At 44.9% G+C, this 18,315-nt stretch carries 15 protein-coding genes; 13 read left to right on the top strand and 2 right to left on the bottom strand.

Annotation, left to right across the window (positions count from 1 at the left end; genetic code table 11):
- Positions 1–25 precede the first annotated feature (25 nt).
- From DOE51_RS09100 to DOE51_RS09130, 7 genes are read left to right on the top strand one after another with little or no spacing between them, the layout of a single operon-like run.
- The gene (locus DOE51_RS09100) at positions 26–1,240 is read left to right on the top strand and encodes a cysteine desulfurase family protein (RefSeq protein ID WP_142696217.1); all 1,215 of its coding nucleotides are present in this window, start codon (positions 26–28) and stop codon (positions 1,238–1,240) included.
- Entirely contained in the window at positions 1,233–2,315 is a 1,083-nt protein-coding gene (mnmA, locus tag DOE51_RS09105) for a tRNA 2-thiouridine(34) synthase MnmA (protein ID WP_246845520.1), read from the top strand. Before DOE51_RS09100 ends, mnmA begins: the two co-directional genes overlap by 8 nt.
- Positions 2,300–3,670 (top strand): tRNA (N(6)-L-threonylcarbamoyladenosine(37)-C(2))-methylthiotransferase MtaB, encoded by a 1,371-nt coding sequence (gene mtaB, locus DOE51_RS09110; protein WP_246845521.1) that lies wholly within the window; start codon positions 2,300–2,302, stop codon positions 3,668–3,670. Before mnmA ends, mtaB begins: the two co-directional genes overlap by 16 nt.
- Positions 3,667–4,356 carry a ribonuclease III gene (gene rnc, locus DOE51_RS09115; protein WP_142696218.1) on the top strand — a complete coding sequence of 230 codons (690 nt, stop codon included), beginning with the start codon at positions 3,667–3,669 and terminating at the stop codon, positions 4,354–4,356. The genes mtaB and rnc overlap by 4 nt, the downstream gene beginning before the upstream one ends.
- A 1-nt stretch (position 4,357) precedes the next feature.
- Positions 4,358–5,266, top strand: coding sequence for a GTPase Era (gene era / locus DOE51_RS09120; RefSeq protein ID WP_142696219.1), 909 nt, complete (start codon positions 4,358–4,360; stop codon positions 5,264–5,266).
- Positions 5,244–6,584 (top strand): ribosome biogenesis GTPase Der, encoded by a 1,341-nt coding sequence (gene der, locus DOE51_RS09125; protein WP_142696220.1) that lies wholly within the window; start codon positions 5,244–5,246, stop codon positions 6,582–6,584. Before era ends, der begins: the two co-directional genes overlap by 23 nt.
- Positions 6,585–7,946 (top strand): sodium-dependent transporter, encoded by a 1,362-nt coding sequence (locus DOE51_RS09130; RefSeq protein WP_142696221.1) that lies wholly within the window; start codon positions 6,585–6,587, stop codon positions 7,944–7,946.
- A 34-nt stretch (positions 7,947–7,980) separates the two neighbouring features.
- Here the strand turns inward: DOE51_RS09130 and DOE51_RS09135 are convergent, their stop codons facing one another.
- Complete coding sequence (locus DOE51_RS09135) at positions 7,981–8,763, bottom strand: porin family protein (protein WP_246845523.1); 783 nt, start codon at positions 8,761–8,763, stop codon at positions 7,981–7,983.
- A gap of 111 nt (positions 8,764–8,874) precedes the next feature.
- The gene (locus DOE51_RS09140; RefSeq protein ID WP_210415582.1) at positions 8,875–9,426 is read right to left on the bottom strand and encodes a glutathione peroxidase; all 552 of its coding nucleotides are present in this window, start codon (positions 9,424–9,426) and stop codon (positions 8,875–8,877) included.
- 181 nt (positions 9,427–9,607) lie between these two features.
- On the opposite strand from DOE51_RS09140, the gene DOE51_RS09145 reads away from it, so the two are divergent.
- The 6 genes from DOE51_RS09145 to mutS all read left to right on the top strand — a co-directional run bounded on the left by DOE51_RS09145 (position 9,608) and on the right by mutS (position 18,306).
- Positions 9,608–10,915, top strand: a complete 1,308-nt coding sequence (locus tag DOE51_RS09145) for a hypothetical protein (protein ID WP_142696222.1) — start codon at positions 9,608–9,610, stop codon at positions 10,913–10,915.
- Entirely contained in the window at positions 10,912–12,198 is a 1,287-nt protein-coding gene (purB, locus tag DOE51_RS09150) for an adenylosuccinate lyase (RefSeq protein ID WP_142696223.1), read from the top strand. Before DOE51_RS09145 ends, purB begins: the two co-directional genes overlap by 4 nt.
- Entirely contained in the window at positions 12,198–13,130 is a 933-nt protein-coding gene (locus DOE51_RS09155) for an LD-carboxypeptidase (RefSeq protein ID WP_142696224.1), read from the top strand. The genes purB and DOE51_RS09155 overlap by 1 nt, the downstream gene beginning before the upstream one ends.
- Positions 13,130–14,191, top strand: coding sequence for a serine hydrolase (locus DOE51_RS09160; protein ID WP_142696225.1), 1,062 nt, complete (start codon positions 13,130–13,132; stop codon positions 14,189–14,191). Before DOE51_RS09155 ends, DOE51_RS09160 begins: the two co-directional genes overlap by 1 nt.
- A gap of 2 nt (positions 14,192–14,193) precedes the next feature.
- Positions 14,194–15,603 (top strand): UDP-N-acetylmuramate:L-alanyl-gamma-D-glutamyl-meso-diaminopimelate ligase, encoded by a 1,410-nt coding sequence (gene mpl / locus DOE51_RS09165; RefSeq protein ID WP_142696226.1) that lies wholly within the window; start codon positions 14,194–14,196, stop codon positions 15,601–15,603.
- Between the two features lie 150 nt (positions 15,604–15,753).
- On the top strand, positions 15,754–18,306 hold the full coding sequence (mutS, locus tag DOE51_RS09170; RefSeq protein WP_142696227.1) for a DNA mismatch repair protein MutS: 2,553 nt from the start codon (positions 15,754–15,756) through the stop codon (positions 18,304–18,306).
- Positions 18,307–18,315: the final 9 nt, after the last annotated feature.

Below are 18,315 nucleotides of genomic sequence, written 5' to 3' on the forward strand. Positions count from 1 at the left end.
GAATTATGCTAGGGTGCGCCAACTTATGACTCAGACCAAATCCGTAATCTACCTCGACCACAATGCCACGACTCCCGTGTGCAAAGAAGTGCTCGAAGCTCTGCCTGAACTTGCAGAAGCTTGGGGTAACGCCAGTTCTATTCACTGGGCAGGTCGACAGCCGAAGAACGTGATCCGCGATGCGCGCAAAGCGATTGCCGATGCTGTTGGTGTGAGTCCTTTGGAAATCATCTTCACAGTGGGCGGTAGTGAGGCCAATAACACCGTGATCAAAGGTGTGTTTGAGTATTTGCAAACTTCGCAAGCTCTGCCACCAGAACAACGTCGTCGCATGCATTTCATGTGTTCGGCGGTTGAGCATCCTGCAGTTTTCAAAACGATGATGCACATGAAGTCTTTGGGCGTTCGCGTGGACGTGATCCCGGTGAATCGCAAGGGCGAAATTGATTTGAAATTTTACGAAGAGCATTTGTCTGAAGAGACAGCTCTGGTTTCTGTGATGTTTGCGAATAACGAAACAGGAACGCTTTTCCCAATTAAACAAATGGCAGCAATGGCTCATGCAAAAGGAGCTTTGTTTCATACCGATGCCGTTCAAGGTTTCGGTAAAGTGCCAGTGAATTTGCACGATCTTGGTGTCGATTTTGCCTCTTTCTCGGGTCATAAGTTCTATTCGATTAAAGGCAGCGGCTTCTTGTATTCACGCAAAGGTTCAAACTTCAGTCCACTGATTCACGGAGGCGCACAAGAGCGTCACCGTCGTGGTGGCACTGAAAACACATTGGGTATCGGTGCATTGGGTGTTGTTGCGAAACGCGCAAACCTCATTGCTGAAAAAGCGAAGTCTGTTGAAGTTCTACGTAACCACATGGAAGCACGTATCTTGGCAGAGATTGAAAATGTCTCTGTCACTGCTGGTGAAACCCCACGTTTGCCAAACACAAGTGCGTTGGTGTTACCAGGAGCTGACGGTGAAACGATGTTGATGTCGTTGGATATCAAAGGCTACGCGGTAAGTACAGGCGCTGCATGTTCAAGCGGAAATCCTGAGCCAAGCCCGGTTTTACTTGCGATGGGTTTGTCGCGTGATGAGGCACAAAACTCATTGCGTGTGAGTCTAGGTTGGGACACGACACTCGAACAGGTCGATGGTTTCGTAGATACGTTAAAAATTGTTGTAGAGAGACTGCGTTCATTGAAGGAAGCAGAAGAAAAAGAAGGAGACTCTTATCATGTCTAAAGGAAGAGTTCTTGTTGCTATGAGCGGAGGCGTGGACAGTTCTGCCGCGGCTGCGCTGTTAGTTGAACAGGGATACGAAGTTATCGGTGCCACGATGCAAGTGTGGGATTACACCTCTTGTGACATCGAAGAAGGCAACGGCACATGCTGCTCAAGCATCGATGTTGATGATGCGCGCGCTGTTGCGGATCGTTTGGGAATTCCATTTTACGTTTTGAATTGTGAAGCGAAATTCCGCCAAGCGGTTATCGATCCATTTTTGAAAGCGTACTTGGAAGGGCAAACGCCACTTCCATGTGTGAACTGCAATACCTATTTAAAATTCGATCATCTTGTCAGAAAGATGAAAGAGCTTGAGTGTGATTACTTGGCAACAGGTCACTATGCGAAAATCGTGACTGATGAAAACGGTAAAGCGGCGATTCACACGTCAACGGACGATTGGAAAGATCAAACGTATTTCTTGTTCACGATCGATCCAGAATTAGTCCCAAAATTATTATTCCCGATTGGCGATATGAAAAAGCCACAAGTTCGCGAGTACTCTGAAAAAATGGGTCTTGTGACGGCGAAGAAAAAAGATTCGCAAGGTATTTGTTTTGTCGGCAACCAAGGCTACCAAAACTTCATCAAAGGCCAAGTACCTAAAGCTGTTCTAGATACAAAAAAAGGTTTGTTGAAACGTTATCCAACGGGCGAAGTGATGGCGAAGCACGATGGTATTCATAACTACACTTACGGTCAAAGTAAGGGGCTAGGTATGGACTACCACGAAAAATTGTTCGTGATCAAAATTGATGCTGCTGACAACACGGTATGGGTGGGTGACGAAAGTCATTTGTTCGCTCATGAAGTGGATGTTGTTGATCCTAAACTTTTGGGTGATCTGCAAGATGGCGAAATCATGAATGTGAAAATTCGCTACCAACACAAAGGTTCGCCGGCGCAAGTTTTCAAAACAGCGAATGGCTTTAAATTGAAATTCCAAGAACCTCAACGTGCGGTGACTCCGGGTCAGGCAGCTGTGTTCTATCGCGACCGTGAACTTGTGGGAGGCGGATGGATCACTCTGTAACTGACCAAAAGCAGCCTGGCGGGCTGCTTTATCAAGTTCATACGTTCGGTTGTAAGGTTAATACTTACGATGCCGGTCTTATTCAGAAAAATCTGAATTCGAACGGTTTTGCTCCCGTTGTTCGCGGTGATAAAAATGCACGTATTCACGTTTTGAATACGTGCGCCGTGACTGCGGAAGCCACGAAAGAAGCTGTTCGTTATATTCGTCGTTTAAAAGTTAAAGATCCGTTTTGTACAATCGTCGTAACGGGTTGTGCGGCTCAAGTGGATACGGGTTCTTTCTCGTCTTTGCCGGGTGCGGATTTGATTGTTGCGAATTCTCATAAAGGATCTTTGCCAGACCTTTTGAACAAACACTTCAAAGGCGAACTGACAGAGAAAGTCTTTAAATCCAATATCTTCAAAAAAGAAGATTTGGAAATGGGTGGTGGTATTGAAAAACACCACACGCGTACGTTCTTAAAAATTCAAGATGGCTGTAATAGCTTTTGCACTTACTGCATTATTCCTTATGCGCGCGGTAAAAGCCGCAGCATTTCGATCGCAAACTTAGTGCAAAGAATTAACGATCTTTACACTGAAGGTTCACGCGAGGTTGTATTAACTGGCGTGCACATCGGCGACTACGAAGATGAAATCAACGGTCAGAAAATGGTGATGGAAGATTTGATCGAAAATCTTCTGGTGCGCACAAAAATGCCACGCTTCCGTTTGTCTTCGTTAGAACCAGTTGAGGTTTCGGAGCGTTTGCTGGATCTTTATCAAGATTCACGTTTGTGTCCTCATTTCCATATGAGCATTCAAAGTGCTAACACCGATGTTCTTCACCACATGAAGCGTAAATACACTCAGGAAGACGTGCGCAAATCTTTGCTTGCGATTTCTGAACGCGTTCCCGGCTCTTTTGTTGGTATGGATGTGATCACGGGTTTCCCAACAGAAACGGAAGAACAATTCCAAGATACGTTTGATTGTTTAAAAGATCTTCCATGGACGAAGTTGCACGTTTTCCCATACAGCGAGCGTCAAGGCACTCGTGCGGCGGCGATGGATGTTTCCGTTTATCCGCATGTACGTGCTGAACGTGCTGCGCGTTTGCGTGAATTAAGTATTGCCCGTTACACAGAACAAGCAAATCTACAATTGGGCACAACGAAGCGCGTTCTGGTTTTAAAGAATGCAGCTAAAGGTGGCCAAGGTTTAAGTCACGATTACTGGCCAGTGGATATCGCGGGGGCTGAAAGCTTCCTTGAGCACTGGGCGGGTCAAGAAGTCGATGTGAAAATCATAGGCTATGATCATTCCAATAAATCTCATATGGAAGGTCACTTGATCGGCGAGGTGCTGACATGACGGAGTTAGAGAAGCGCCTGAATTATACGTTTAAAAATAATGCGCTGTTGGCTCGAGCATTGACCCACAAGAGCTACGCGAACGAATTAAAAAACAGCATCGAGCACAACGAGAAATTAGAATTCTTAGGTGATGCGGTGTTGGATCTGGTTGTCGGGGAGTTCTTGTATGAGAAATTTCCGAATGACACAGAAGGTGGGTTGTCGAAGAAGCGCGCCAGCATCGTGAACGAAGAAGTGTTGTTCGAACTTGCGCGTGAGATGGAGCTAAATAAGCTTCTGCAATTGGGCAAAGGGGAGGCGCAGACAGGTGGTGCATTGAAACCACGTTTGTTAGCGTCTTCGTTGGAAGCGATCGTCGGTGCTGTGTACTTAGACGGTGGTTTTCAAGTAGCTAAAGATTTTATCCGCAAAGAGTTCTTACCTTTGTGTGACAAAGTCTGCGGTGAAGAGGATTTTGAAAGAGATTATAAAACACGACTGCAGGAAGTAGTGCAGAAGGCGATGAAAGAAACGCCGAAGTACGAAGTTCTCGCGGAAGAAGGACCTCCACATGACAGAGAGTTTCTGGTGTGTGTGAAAATTAAAGATGAGGTCTGGGCCCAGGGGCGGGGACGAAGCAAGAAAAACGCCGAACAATTTGCGGCGAAATGCGCCCTCGAGAACAAGTTTAAGGAGACGAATTAAGATGAGTTATAAGGCTGGATTTTTAGGACTAATCGGGCAACCGAACGCAGGAAAGAGCACATTGATGAACTTTCTTGTGGACGAGAAGGTGTCAATCGTCTCTGCAAAACCGCAAACAACACGCCGTCGTATTCTAGGTATCTGGAGTACTGAAAAAGGCCAAGTGGTGTTCGTAGATGCTCCGGGTTTAATCAATTCTGATTCAGGATTGAATGGCTTCCTTCATCAAGAAGCGAAAGACGTGATCGCGAACTCAGATGCATTGTTGGCGATTCTTTCTATCGATGAAGCGAAAGCTGAAGATAACGAAAAAGTGATCGACATGGTTGCTAGCAGTGGCAAACCATGGATCGGTGTTATCACGAAAGTAGATATCGAAGAAAAAGCTCACCGTATCATGATTCTGAAAAAGATGATTGAAGATCGCGGTGGTAAAGCCTTGTCGACTTCTGCAACTAAATACAAAGACGATATCGAAGAGCGTGAAGCGATGTTGATTGAGTTCTTGGAGCTTATGCCAGAATCTCCAGCGCCTTTGTACGATGCTGAACTATTCACGAACGAAAACATTCGTGACATGGCCTCTGAAATCATCCGTGAGAAATGCTTCGAGAATCTTCATCATGAGATTCCGTACAATCTTGCTGTGCGTATCATAAAATTTGATGAAAGCGGACCTTTGCCAAAGATCTATGCGGAAATCATCGTATCGAAAGAAAGCCACAAGGCGATCGTTATCGGTAAAGGTGCGACTGTAATCAAAAAGATCGGTATGGATGCGCGCAAAGAATTAGAAAAAGTCATGGATGAAAAAGTATTTTTGGATCTGAATGTAACTGCGAAACCAGAGTGGTTTGGCAATAAGAGAATTATGAAGGAGTTGGGATATGTCATCGAATCTGAAGACTGATTTCGCACCTAAAGTGGCGATCATCGGTCGCCCCAACGTAGGTAAGTCGACATTGTTTAACATCATCACAGAGACACGCAAAGCGGTTGTGAAAAACCAATCTGGTGTTACTCGTGATATCATGATCGAGCCCGTAGATATCTGGGGCAAACAATTCGATTTGATCGATACAGGTGGTATTACTGAGGCTGGTGACATCTTCTCGAAACTGATTCGTGAACAAGTGACGGAGTTCTTGCACTCTGTGGATTTGATCGTGGCAGTGATGGACGGCCGTGCAGGTCTTTTGCCTGAAGATCGCGATATCATCCGCGTAGCCAAACAAACGGGTAAACCGTTTTTGTTGGTTATCAATAAAGTCGATAAAGTGATGGAAGAAGAAACTGCGAAAGCAGATTTCTATGAGTTCGGTGTGGATATTATTTCTGCATCCTTCGAGCAACGTCGCGGTGTCGGTCAGATCCTTGAATGGATTGTAAACTTGGTTCCTGAAAATCCAGGCACAGTCAAAGAAGGTATGAACATTACTATCGTTGGTAAACCTAACGTTGGTAAGAGCTCTATCTGTAATCTTCTTTTGGGTGTGAATCGTATGTTGGTTTCTGATATCGCAGGAACAACAATTGACGCCGTGGATTCGCCGTTTGTTTATAACGATCGTAAGTACACTCTTGTGGATACTGCAGGTCTTCGTAAGTCTGCGAAACGTGAAGAAGATCTAGAGATCATCTCTGCGTTTAAATCTCAAGAGGCGATGCGCAGATCTGACATCATCTTGTTGATGATCGATGGTACAATTGGTCCAACGGATCAAGATGCGCGCATCATGCAAGCTATTCTTGAAGACCATAAAGGTGTGATCGTTGTTGCCAACAAATCAGACCTTGGTGGTAAAGAGATTCCTGAATACCGCAAAGTTTTCCGTGAGCAAGTTCAACGCGTATTCCACTTCTTTGAGGACGTACACGTGGTGTTCACAAGTGCGAAAACGGGTGCAGGTATTGAAGAGTTGTTTGAGACGATCGAAAGAGTTACGGATCAAATCAACTTCCGCGTTCCAACTGCAGAGTTGAATGACTTCTTCTTCGAAACGATTCGTAAAGCTCCAGCTCCGGTTTGGGGTACAACGAACGTGAAGTTCTATTACGTGACTCAAACTTATCAAAAACCACCAGCGTTTATCGCCTTCGCCAATCATCCAGATGGCGTATCGAATTCGTATCGTCGCTTCTTGATTAAAAACATCAAGGAAAAATGGGACCTTCATGGTTTGCCAATTCGTATCTTCTGTATGAAGTCACGTAAGGGCGGCGAATAGATGGCAAAACGCGGCTCGTGGAGAACTCGCTTTGGATTTTATCTTTTGGCCATTGGTTCTGCCTGTGGTCTGGGAAATCTGTGGCGTTTTCCTTACGTAGTTGGCGAAAATGGGGGCGGTGCCTTCATCTTGTTGTATGTGTTCATGGCTTTGGCAATTGGCGCTCCGATGCTGATTGCTGAGCTGATGCTTGGTAAGAATACGCGCAAATCGGTTATCGTGGCGACTCAGCAAATGGCGCAAAAATCCAATTCGGGATTTAAGTGGGCGGGTCGCTTCGCAGTTATTCTTTCTATCGTTGTTCTGTCGTATTACGCCGTGATCAGTGGTTGGGTTCTGCATTTCATGACCCAATTCTTTGTCTCGTTATTTTCTGATTACGAAAGTGCTTCTAGTAAAACCAATTTAGCGGCGTTGATGAGTAACGGTTGGTTGCAATTGATGCTTGCGAGTGCGCATTTGCTTATCACAGTCGTAGTGGTTGTGAAGGGTGTGCAAGAAGGTTTGGAAAGATGGATCAGTTATATGATGCCTCTTTTTGCGGCCTTGGTGATGGTTCTTCTGATTAAATCATTCTCGCTGCCTTCCACTCCGGAAGTAGTGCGTTTCCTTTTCTATCCTGATTTTTCTAAATTAACGTGGTCCTCGTTGAATCATGCTTTAGGTCACGTATTCTTCACGTTGTCATTGGGCTTTGGTACGATGGTGACTTACGGTTCTTACATGCGTGATGAAGACCATGTGCCGACGGCGGGTTTCCGTGTCGCCTTGGTGGATAGTGCGATTTCATTGATCGCCGTGATGATGATTTTCCCAGTGGCCTTCCAAGCTTCAAACGTACCGTTAACAGATCCCGCGTTGATGTTTGAAGTTTTGCCGCGCTATTTGTTGGGTATTCACGGTGGGGCGTTGTTTGGTCTTGCGTTCTTTGTCTGTCTTTACCTTGCGGCTTTAAATGCCAGTATCGGGCTATTAGAAGTTGTTGTGTCGAACTTCGTGGACACGCAAAAGAATATCGGCCGTGGTCGTGCGACTTGGTATTCTGGTCTGGTTGCTTTGGTCCTGACAATCTTCCCAGCCTTATCAAGTTCAGTGTTTAAAACTGTGCGCTTTGGTGGTCGTTCGTTGATTGAAGGTTTGGATTCGTTGCTGATCAACTGGTTGCTGCCTTTGATTGCTTTGGCGATTCTGGTGGCGTTCTATAAAGGCACGTCAGAAAAAGAAAAAGAGACCAGCTTCATTGATAAAGAAAAGTTCGTCAGCTACTCGATGTATCCTCATTGGATTTTCGTGCTGAAATGGGCAGCCCCCGCAGTCATTGCGTTGGGTTTCATCATGCAAGTCATAAGCTTGTTCTGGTAGAAATAAAAAAGGCTCCTGTGCGGAGCCTTTTTCTTTAGAAGTTCATACCTAAGATGAACAGCACATCGTACAAGTCACCTGATAGTGGTTTATCAAGGACGTCGGTACCGCCACCGTTAGAGACGCGCGTTTTGTTTTCATCCGAGAAGTTGACGTAGTGATACGTTGCTTGCAGACCCAAAAAGGCTTTCTTGCGCATCAATGGAATCTCGAGACCCGCACCTAAATCGAAACCCATCGTCGAGTCACGGCTGTAACCGTCAAGACCTGCCAATGTGTACGTGCGATAGAATTGACCAAGACCACCCAGGATATAAGGATTCAAGTCCGCCAAACCACGAGTTACGTTTTGTGTATTGAGGTAGTACTTCAAGTCTACGTTGATAGAAGTGATCGACACGTTACCAGAGTACGTTGTCGATTTATCATTCGCCGTGAATTTTACGTTGTGGTCACCAGTTTGGAAGCCCAAAGACATTGCTAAACGCAAGTCGAAGAAATACGTCATCGTCAAACCGAAGTCAGGCGCCGCAGAATATTCATCAGCAAAGTTACCTGTGAAACCGCGATAACCAACATTGATACCCACAGTCAGGAAGCGACCGTTACGGAAGAAGTTAACGTCAGCTTCTTCGTCAGAATCTTCATCGAATTCACTGTAGTCAGAGAATGGATCGTAAGCCTCATCGGGGTCAGTTTGTGCAAGCAAATAATGCTTTTGATCAGATTGAGCCTTCGCCATTGAAGGCAAAGAAAGACTAAGTCCCAGCAGCAAAACAAGAAGGCCGGAATGAAGAATAATGCCTGTGGTTTTCACAATTTCCCCCTCTTAGTATTATCGAATGATTCGAGGGAAAACTTCAAAGAAAAGTAGAAGAGGGCTAGGCAAACAATTCCCTCTGTCTCAGATTAAGACGGTGGCAATTTCTTAGAGAGGCTCACTGAGTGCTTTTTCGACAGAATCCACGACTTTTTCAGATGAAGGCTTCACGATCGATGGCCATCTTTCCACGACCTCACCTTTGCGATTCACGAGGAACTTTTCAAAATTCCACGCCACTTCTTTAAATAAAATGCCCGACTTTTTCTCAGTCAGGAATTGGTAAACCGGTTGTTTTTGTTCGCCTGTGACGGCGGCTTTTTCAAAGAAGGGGAAGGTCGTGCCGTATTCTTTTTGGGCGAAGGCTTTCAAAGACGCATTGTCGCCTTTTTCTTGTTTGAAGTCGTTCGATGGAAACGCCAAGATGATGAAGCCGCGATCTGCATATTTTTTGTACAAATCTTCAAGTTCTTTAAGTTGCGGAGTGAAGCCGCATTGCGAAGCGGTGTTTACAACCAGGACGACTTTGCCTCTGTAAGTCGAGAAGTTCACCTGTTTTCCAGAGATATCCGTTGCACTCAGCTCGAAGAAGTTGCTTGGAAGAGCCGCAAAACAAAAGCTTGCGCCCAGAGTGATGAGTAAAGACATAAGAATGCGCATAGCGGCCTCCTTCAGAGTGAGCGAACTCATCTTAGGGGGGTGTTTTAGGAAGCTCAAGAAAAAGACCTTTTCCCACATTTCGCCGCAGTGCGCGCCTTGACTTAGGGGGTTTATGATTTTCTAATCATTAGGACTATTTACGCGTGTTTTTTCGAAAAAATTATCAGGAGTTCTATCGGCTATGGAGTTGGGCAATCCCATCATCTTAGTGTCAGCGTTTGGAAGAGGTCACTGGTTAGCAGCGGCTCTTGCACAAGAGGGTATCAAGACAACTCTTGTCGACGTGTCTTCTAAACTTGGAGTGTGGCCGACGGAAGATATCGAAGGACCGTTTGGTTTTTTCCGCAACGAACGAATTTCAGAATCACAGGTTGATCGTCTTTACTCGGAAGATGCTTTTGAAGAAGTGCCGAATGGTTTTTCTTTGTGGCTTCCAGAAGGACCGGTTGAATTCAAAGGTCCTTTGACGAAATTCAATCTTGATAAATTGCCGTTGGCGAACCCAATCAAAGAAAATCTTTTTAGCTCGGGCCAAGATAAAAATTCAAAACAGCTTTATAAAAATCTGAATGCTTTTACCTTTGAGCAAAGCTGGCTTTTACATTTTGCACATCAATACGCAAGTACGACGTACAAACCCAATGCGCTAGCTGCGACAGAGGGTGAAAGCTTGCCGTTGCTATCTTCGTTCTTTGTGCGTCAGGCGACTCGCGCAGGTCTTGAGAGATCTTTGAACTGGTTGCGTGAAAAAGGTGTTGAAGTTTTAGAACCACAACAAATCATGGATGCGTCTTTCGGTCCGGGTCGTTCCGTCACAGGCTTAGAGATTTCTGGTTCGGGAGAAAAACAAGGTCTGTTCCGTTTGGAACAAATCGTGTGGATGCTTTCAAGTGAAGAAAGTTATTTCTTAAACGAACGTCTTGGGAAATATTTCTTCCCAGAAGGTCCGTTGGAATCGGAATGGTGTTGGGTTCGTTACCGTGTGGGTTTGAAACAATGTTTTGAACGCGACAGTCTTCCTCTGCACACGGTTGTTTTGGATGATGTGTATTCGCCGTGGACTCATGAAAACTTGATGGTGCTTCAGCGAACGTCGCTTGCTGATCAGTTCGACGTGTGGTTGCGTATTCCAACGGTTCAGCGCTTCAATAAAGAATATCTAACGACTCGTAGCATGCGCATGAATCAACATCTGTCGCGTCGTATGTCGTTGGCTGAACCGCAAGTACTCAACTTCCCGCAAGAGTATTATTACACTTACGCGCAACTGGGGGCTCCACGCCATCCGGTGTTTTCTGAAAAACAACAAGCACGCCGTGGGAAAACTTCGTACAGCAATCTGCACCTGGATGGGCCCGAGATGTGGCCGCATTATTCTTGGGGAGCTTCGTTCGCACAGAATGAAAGAATCCAAGGGCGCATCACTGCGTGGTGGAAAGAAAAACTTTTGAAAGAGCAAAAAGAAAAAAGAAAGGAACAGGAGAAGTGATCGAGAGATATACTCGCCCTGAAATGGGTCTTCTTTGGGATTTAGATCATAGATTCGGTAAGATGATGGAAGTTGAGATCACTGTCGCGCAAGTGCAGGCTCAATTGGGTCTTATTCCTAAAGTCGCTGCGAAAACGATTGCTCAAAAAGCTCGTTTCAACGTCAAACGTATTTCTGAAATCGAAAAAGAAACGAAACATGATGTGATCGCGTTTGTCAGCAATATGGCTGAAAACATCGGGCCTCATGGTAAATACGTTCACTTCGGTATGACTTCTTCGGATGTTCTTGATACGGCGTTCAGTCTGCAAGTGCGTGAAGCCGGTCAGGTTCTGTTGAATACAATCACGGCTCTTGAAAAATCTTTGCAAGTCTTGGTGGTGAAACACGCAGAAACTTTGTGTGCGGGTCGAACGCACGGCATGTTTGCGGAGCCAACGACTTTCGGTTTTAAAATGGCTGGTTTCCTTGCGGAAACTCGTCGTAATAAAAAACGCGTGAAAGATGCCATCGACAATATGTCGATCTGTAAATTGAGTGGTGCGGTAGGTACTTACTCAAGCCAATCGCCCAAAGTAGAGGCGATGGTTGCTAAGAAATTAAAATTGAAGCCCGAGACAATTGCGACGCAAGTTATTCCTCGTGATCGTCATGCAGAAATGATGACGGCACTTGCAATTCTTGGAACGGGGCTAGAGCGTTTAGCCGTAGAACTTCGCCATCTTCAACGCAGCGATGTTGCTGAAGTGACTGAAGGTTTCACGAAGGGCCAAAAAGGTTCTTCGGCGATGCCGCATAAGAAAAATCCAATCAGTGCAGAAAACATCACAGGTCTTTCACGCTTGCTTCGTGGTTACGCGGTGGCAGCATTGGAAGACGTAGCTTTGTGGCATGAACGCGATATTTCGCATTCATCAGTAGAGCGCGTGATTTTCCCAGATGCATTCATCGTAGCTGATTATGCCGTGAACCGCATGAGCATTTTGCTTGATGGTCTTGAGGTAAATAAAAAACGCATGCTTGATAATATCGACAGCTCGCAAGGGCAGTTGTTCAGCTCGCATGTGTTGCTGGCGTTGGTTGCCAAAGGCATGCGCCGTGAAGATGCTTACGTATTGGTGCAAAGACTTTGTCACGCACTGGGTTTTGGTGAGCATTTGAAAGATAAGTTGATGGTCGACGATACGGTTCGTTCATTATTAAAACCAAAAGAGATCGAAGAAATTTTCACAGGAAAAAAACATAAAAAGTCTGTGAAAGATATTTTGAAAAGAGTGAAATAGTGACTTCGTGGAAATACATTAAAGAAAATGACATCATCGACGTTGTCTCGCCGGGGTATCCTTCAAAACCTGAAGAGGTTGAAGGCTCGCGCAATTTTCTTTTGAAATGGAATTTGGTTCCAAGAATTCCTAAGGATTTGATCAAACCGCATTTCCTGCATTCAAATGACGACGACGTGCGCTTTAAACATTTGAAAGCGGCGATTGAGTCGAAAGATTCCAATGTGATTTGGTGTATGCGTGGCGGTTACGGCAGCAATCGTTTGTTGCCGATGGTTGCGAAGCTTAAAAAACCAAAAGAAGCAAAACTGATCATCGGTATCAGCGACATCACTTCTTTACATACATTCTTTATTCAAGAATGGGGTTGGAAGGTTTTGCATGCGCCGTTACTTGATCGTTTAGGTCGTGGTTTGGTCGCGCCAAAACACGAAAAAGAATTGCACAAGATCTTGTTCGGTCAAGAGCCGGTGATTGAGTTTAAAAAGCTGAAGCCTTTAAATGAGGCGGCTCGCAAAGTAAAAACTTTGAAGTCGAAAATCGTGGGCGGCAATTTGACTGTGCTTCAATCGACGATGGGAACTCCATGGCAGATCAATGCCGATAAGTCTTTGTTGTTTCTTGAAGACTTAGGCGAGCGTGGTTACCGCATCGATCGCATGCTTGAACAGTTCCGCCAAGGTGGAGTGCTAAAAAAATGCGATGGCATTATTTTGGGTGACTTCATCGGCGGTGAAGAACCAGCTACGGGTAAAAATAATTTTGATTTGGTTTTCAAACGCTGGGCAGGCGATTTGGATATTCCTCTGTTTAAGGGATTGGAAGCGGGCCATGCTCCAATTCAAAGACCTGTCCCTTTTAATACAGAGTGTGTGTTGAAAGTTAATGGCACAAAAGTTCATTTGAATATTCAGACTGGGGGTAAAGCATAATGAAATATTCAGTATTAGAAAAAAATCTAATTACTCAGCTCGAAGATCGTATTCGCGACACAACTCCTGGTGTGATGGTGCGTGCTTATCAAGGTGGTAAGATCATCTGTGATATCGCCGTCGGCAACACATACGCTTATTACGATCTTGCATCACTAACGAAGATCATCTTCACGCAACAAGCGATGATGTGGGCATTTGAACTTGGCAAATGGAATTTTGATACAAAAGTTTCTGAATTGCTAAGCTGGTTCCCTCACAAAGAAACAAAACTGACAGAGTTGCTAACGCACTCTTCGGGCCTTGTGTGGTGGGCGCCCTTTTATCAAGAATTGAATCAAAGTTTGCCGCGCGATCAACGTCGCGAACAGCTGCGTGGTATTCTGCAAAATTTGAAAATTGAAAAGCAAGACACGGCTGTATATTCCGACGTGGGCTTTATCGTTCTTAGCTATGTGTTAGAAAAACTTTTCGATAAAGAGATTCTTGAAGTCTGGAATGAAATCAAAAATAAATTCTATTTGGGTACGACGTTAGAGTTCCATCCAGATAATTTAACTTCAACAAAACAATCGTTGTTTGCTCCGACGGAAGAATGTCCGGTGCGCCGTAAGCTTGTTCAGGGCGAAGTTCATGATTTGAACTGCTGGGCGATGGGTGGCGTTTCAACTCATGCTGGACTTTTTGGTAGTATCGATGATGCTGGCTGGTATTCGTTGCACTTGCGTTCGCAATTGATGGGTATTGCTCGTTATTCAATTCGCCAGAAAACAGCGCAATTATTCGCACGTCGTGCTTTGCCAGAGGGTAAAGGCGATTGGGCTATGGGTTATATGATGCCAACTCCAGGCTCTGCGAGCTGTGGTTCTTATTTCTCTTTGGATTCCATCGGGCACACTGGATTTACAGGCACGTCGATTTGGTATGATCCAAAAATGGATATGAGCATTATCGTATTATCGAATCGAGTTTTGTATGGTTCTGACAATAAAGCCTTTTCAAAACTACGTCCTGAAATACATAATTGGATTGTCGAAAATTACAGAAGATCAGGGGTTTAGAAATGGATTTAAAACCGGGTAGTCATATTCACTTAATGGGCATCTGCGGAACTGCGATGGCCTCGCTTGCGGGCTTGTTGAAAGATCGCGGATTTAAAATCACAGGCAGTGATATGAATCCGTATCCACCAATGTCGACGCAACTTGAAAGTCTTGGAATCAGTATTCAAAAAGGCTACAAGGCTGAAAATCTTCATCCAAAACCAGATTTCGTTATCGTAGGTAACGTCATTTCTGCAGGCAATGAGGAAGCGCAAGAACTTGTGAAATTGGGAATTCCATTCACATCACTTGCAAAAGCGATGGGTGATTTTATTATCGCCGACCGCGAAAGCATTGTGATCTCTGGAACTCATGGTAAGACGACAACAACGTCGATGATGTCATGGGTTGCGGAAAATGCGGGTGCAAAACCTGGCTTCTTGATCGGTGGTATTCCAAAGAATTTCTCGCAGTCATTTAAAAATCCTGAAGGTAAATACTTCGTGATTGAAGGTGACGAATACGATACGGCTTACTTTGATAAAGTTCCAAAATTCATTCACTACAAACCACGCCATGTGATTTTGACTTCAGTTGAGTTCGATCACGCGGATATCTATAAAGATCTGCAAGCGGTGAAAGATGCGTTCGCGCGTTTGATGAACTTGATTCCTGAAAATGGAACTTTGCTTGCGTGCGCTGAAGATGCAAACGTGATGGAGCTTCGTAAGCTTGCGAAGTGCAAGAATTCATTCACTTACGGTTTTAATGCGAATTCTGATTACCGTGCAAAAGTTCTTTTCCAAGATGCAACAGGTACAGGTTTTGAAGTTCACCATAAGGGTGAAATCTTAGGACCTTACAACATGCAGATCACGGGCGATTACAACGTTCTGAATGCGACAGCTGTTGTTGCGATGTCGAAAATTTTGGGCTTCTCTGAAAATAGAATTCAAATTGCTTTGGAATCTTTTGAGGGTGTGAAACGTCGTCAGGAAATCTTGGGAGAGCCCGGTGGCGTTCTTGTGATTGAAGATTTCGCGCATCATCCAACGGCGGTTCGTGAAACAGTCAAAGGCATTCAAAAGAAATATCCAAATCGCAAAGTATTCTCGGTGTTTGAACCAAGAAGTGCGACATCTCGTCGTAAAGTATTCCAACAAGACTACGTGCAGGCATTCAAAGGCTCACATGAAGTGATGTTGGCAAAAGCTTTCGACCAATCGAAAATCGATGAAGAGAATCGCTTCTCGAGTCACGAGTTGGTAGCTGATTTAAAAAAATCAGGAGTGACGGCTGAAGACTTTGATAATGCCGATCAAATCGTTGCGGCCCTTAAGGCTCGCGCGAAAAAAGGCGACGTTGTTCTGATCATGAGTAACGGTGGCTTTGATGGCATTTACGGAAAGCTTTTAAAAGCGCTTGAGTAAGAAGCGCGGTGCGTCATTTTATGAAAACCTGCTGAGTAAATCGGCAGGTTTTTTTATTTCCAAATAGCTCTAAATAAGACTCAAACGCTGCTCTGCGTTCCCTCTGAGTTCTGTTGAAACTTACCTGCCGCTTCGATAATTTTTTGGCCTATGTCAAATCTTACGCCACTCATGAAGCAGTACTGGGACATCAAGTCCGTTCATCAAGATAAAGTTCTCCTATTCCGCATGGGCGACTTTTTTGAAATGTTCTTTGATGATGCGGTCAAAGCAGCTCCGGTTTTAGGAATTGCTCTCACTCAAAGAAATAAAAAATCTCAGGATGAAACTCCGATGTGCGGGATGCCTCATCATTCGGTGGCGGGTCCGATCAATAAACTTTTGGCTCACGGTTTTAAAGTAGCCATCTGTGATCAATTGGAAGATCCAAAAAATGCGAAGGGGATTGTAAAGCGTGGAGTGACGCGTGTTCTGACTCCGGGCATGGTTTACGATTCAGATACTTTGGACGGCACGAAAGCCCATTACCTTGTGAGTGTTGATCCTGATTCGATCAGTTTCTTGGATTCAACGACTGGTGAAGCTTTCTTCTTTAAGTCTAAGAAAACGCAGGATCTTTTGCGCTTCTTGCAGATCTTACCAGTGGCTGAAATTGTCATCGCTAAAGAACATGAAGCATTACTTGAAGGTCTTCAAGGTTTCTTGATTTCACATCATGAAGAGACACTTGAAGCATCACATGAACTTTTATCTAAGGGCGCGCCGACTTCTGCGGCTCGTTTATTAAGTTACGTAAAAAGTCTTTCTTCAGAAGAAGCGCTAGCGACGCTATCTCCGTTTGAAGAAAGAGATCTTGAACATCGTCTTGAAATTTCTAGTACAACTCTTCGTCACTTGGAAATTTTCTCTACTTACAAAGGCGAAGGTCTTGGCAGTTTGTTTCATGCCATCAATCGCACGCAAACATCTGCGGGTGGGCGTCTTCTTCGTCAATGGTTAAGCTTTCCACTTCGCGATCAAAAAGCGATCGAAGAGCGTTTGTCGTCTGTCGACTTCTGGCGCTCTCATGTTGTTGAGTTGAAACGCGTTCGTCAGATCTTGGGACAAATGGGCGACATCGAACGTCGTCTGGGTAAAATTTCGCAACCACAGTGTAACGGTCGTGATCTTTTGGCTTTGGCTGGAAGCGTTCATGCTGGTATCAGTTCTTTGGAAGTTTTGGTCCAGGCAACAGGTGGTCAGGCGAATTTCGAAGTGCTTCGCGAGCTTGCTTATAAAATTGAGCGCACGATGGTTGAAGAACCACCTTTGGCGACAAAACAAGGTTACTTGATCCGTCAGGGTGTTTCGTCTGAATTGGACGAGTTGATTGAGTTATCTACGAATGCGCAAGCGATGGTTGCGCGTATGGAAGCTGAAGAAAAAGAAAAAACGGGTATCACAAGTTTGAAGATCCGTTACAACAATGTCTTCGGTTACTACATCGAGATCACGAACACGCACAAAGACAAAGTTCCAGCGAACTATCAACGTAAGCAAACTTTGACGAATGCGGAACGCTATTGCACGGATGAGTTGATTGAACTTGAAAGAAAAGTTCTGTCAGCGAACACAAAACGTGCTGATCTTGAATTTGAATTCTTTGAAGCTTTAAGAAAAGAAATCTTATCGCAGAGTCCGGCATTGCTCACTTTGGCGCACGAATGTAGCCAAGTGGACGTGATCGCGGGGCTAGCGTGGTTGTCTTTGGAAGAAAAATACGTTCGTCCGCAATTCACGAATGATGGCTCTTTGAAATTAAAAGCCAGCCGTCATCCCGTGGTTGAACAGACGGTGAAATCGCAATTCGTGGCGAACGACATCGAACTTCGTGCTCATTCATGTTTGTTGCTTACAGGTCCGAATATGGCCGGTAAATCAACTTTGATGAGACAAGTGGCTTTGATGTCGATCATGGCGCAAATGGGTAGCTTCGTTCCTTGCGACGAAGCCCACTTGCCTTTACATGATGCGATCTTCACACGTATTGGTGCGAGCGATCAGTTGTCTGAAGGTCTTTCAACTTTCATGGTTGAGATGATCGAAACGTCTGCGATGTTGAAAAACGCGACTAAAGATTCTTTGGTGATCTTGGATGAAGTCGGTCGTGGGACATCGACATTCGATGGCATGTGCTTGGCGCAATCTATCCTTGAGCATCTTTTAAGTGAAGTGAAGGCGTTGACTTTCTTTGCCACTCACTATCATGAATTGACGACGTTGGATCAAAGCTTCTCGCAAATCACGAATGCGCACATGACTGTGGCAGAACGTAACGGCGAGATTCGTTTCTTGCATACCTTGGTTAAAGGTCCAGCTTTGAAATCTTACGGGGTTCAGGTCGCGGAACTTGCAGGTTTGCCTGCGACGGTCACAAAGCGTGCGAAAAGCCTCTTGCGTGAAATTGAATCAAAACGTGTTCAAGCAACAAGTCAGTTGTCGCTTTTGGATATGGATTCGACAGACGTGAGCAGCGCTGAAGCGACGGCTGTTGTGCCGGCTCCAGCAGCTCCGGCTGTTGAGATGGACCCTCTTATTTTAAAACGTCAGGAAACTATTAAGAGCTTAATGGAAGAAGTCGAGAAATATCCATTGATGCAAATGAGTCCTCTTGAGGCCATGAATCAAATCGCAAAATGGAAAGAGATCGTTTCTGCGACTTGAGTTTGGCAC

Source organism: Bdellovibrio sp. NC01 (assembly GCF_006874625.1).
GTDB lineage: Bacteria > Bdellovibrionota > Bdellovibrionia > Bdellovibrionales > Bdellovibrionaceae > Bdellovibrio.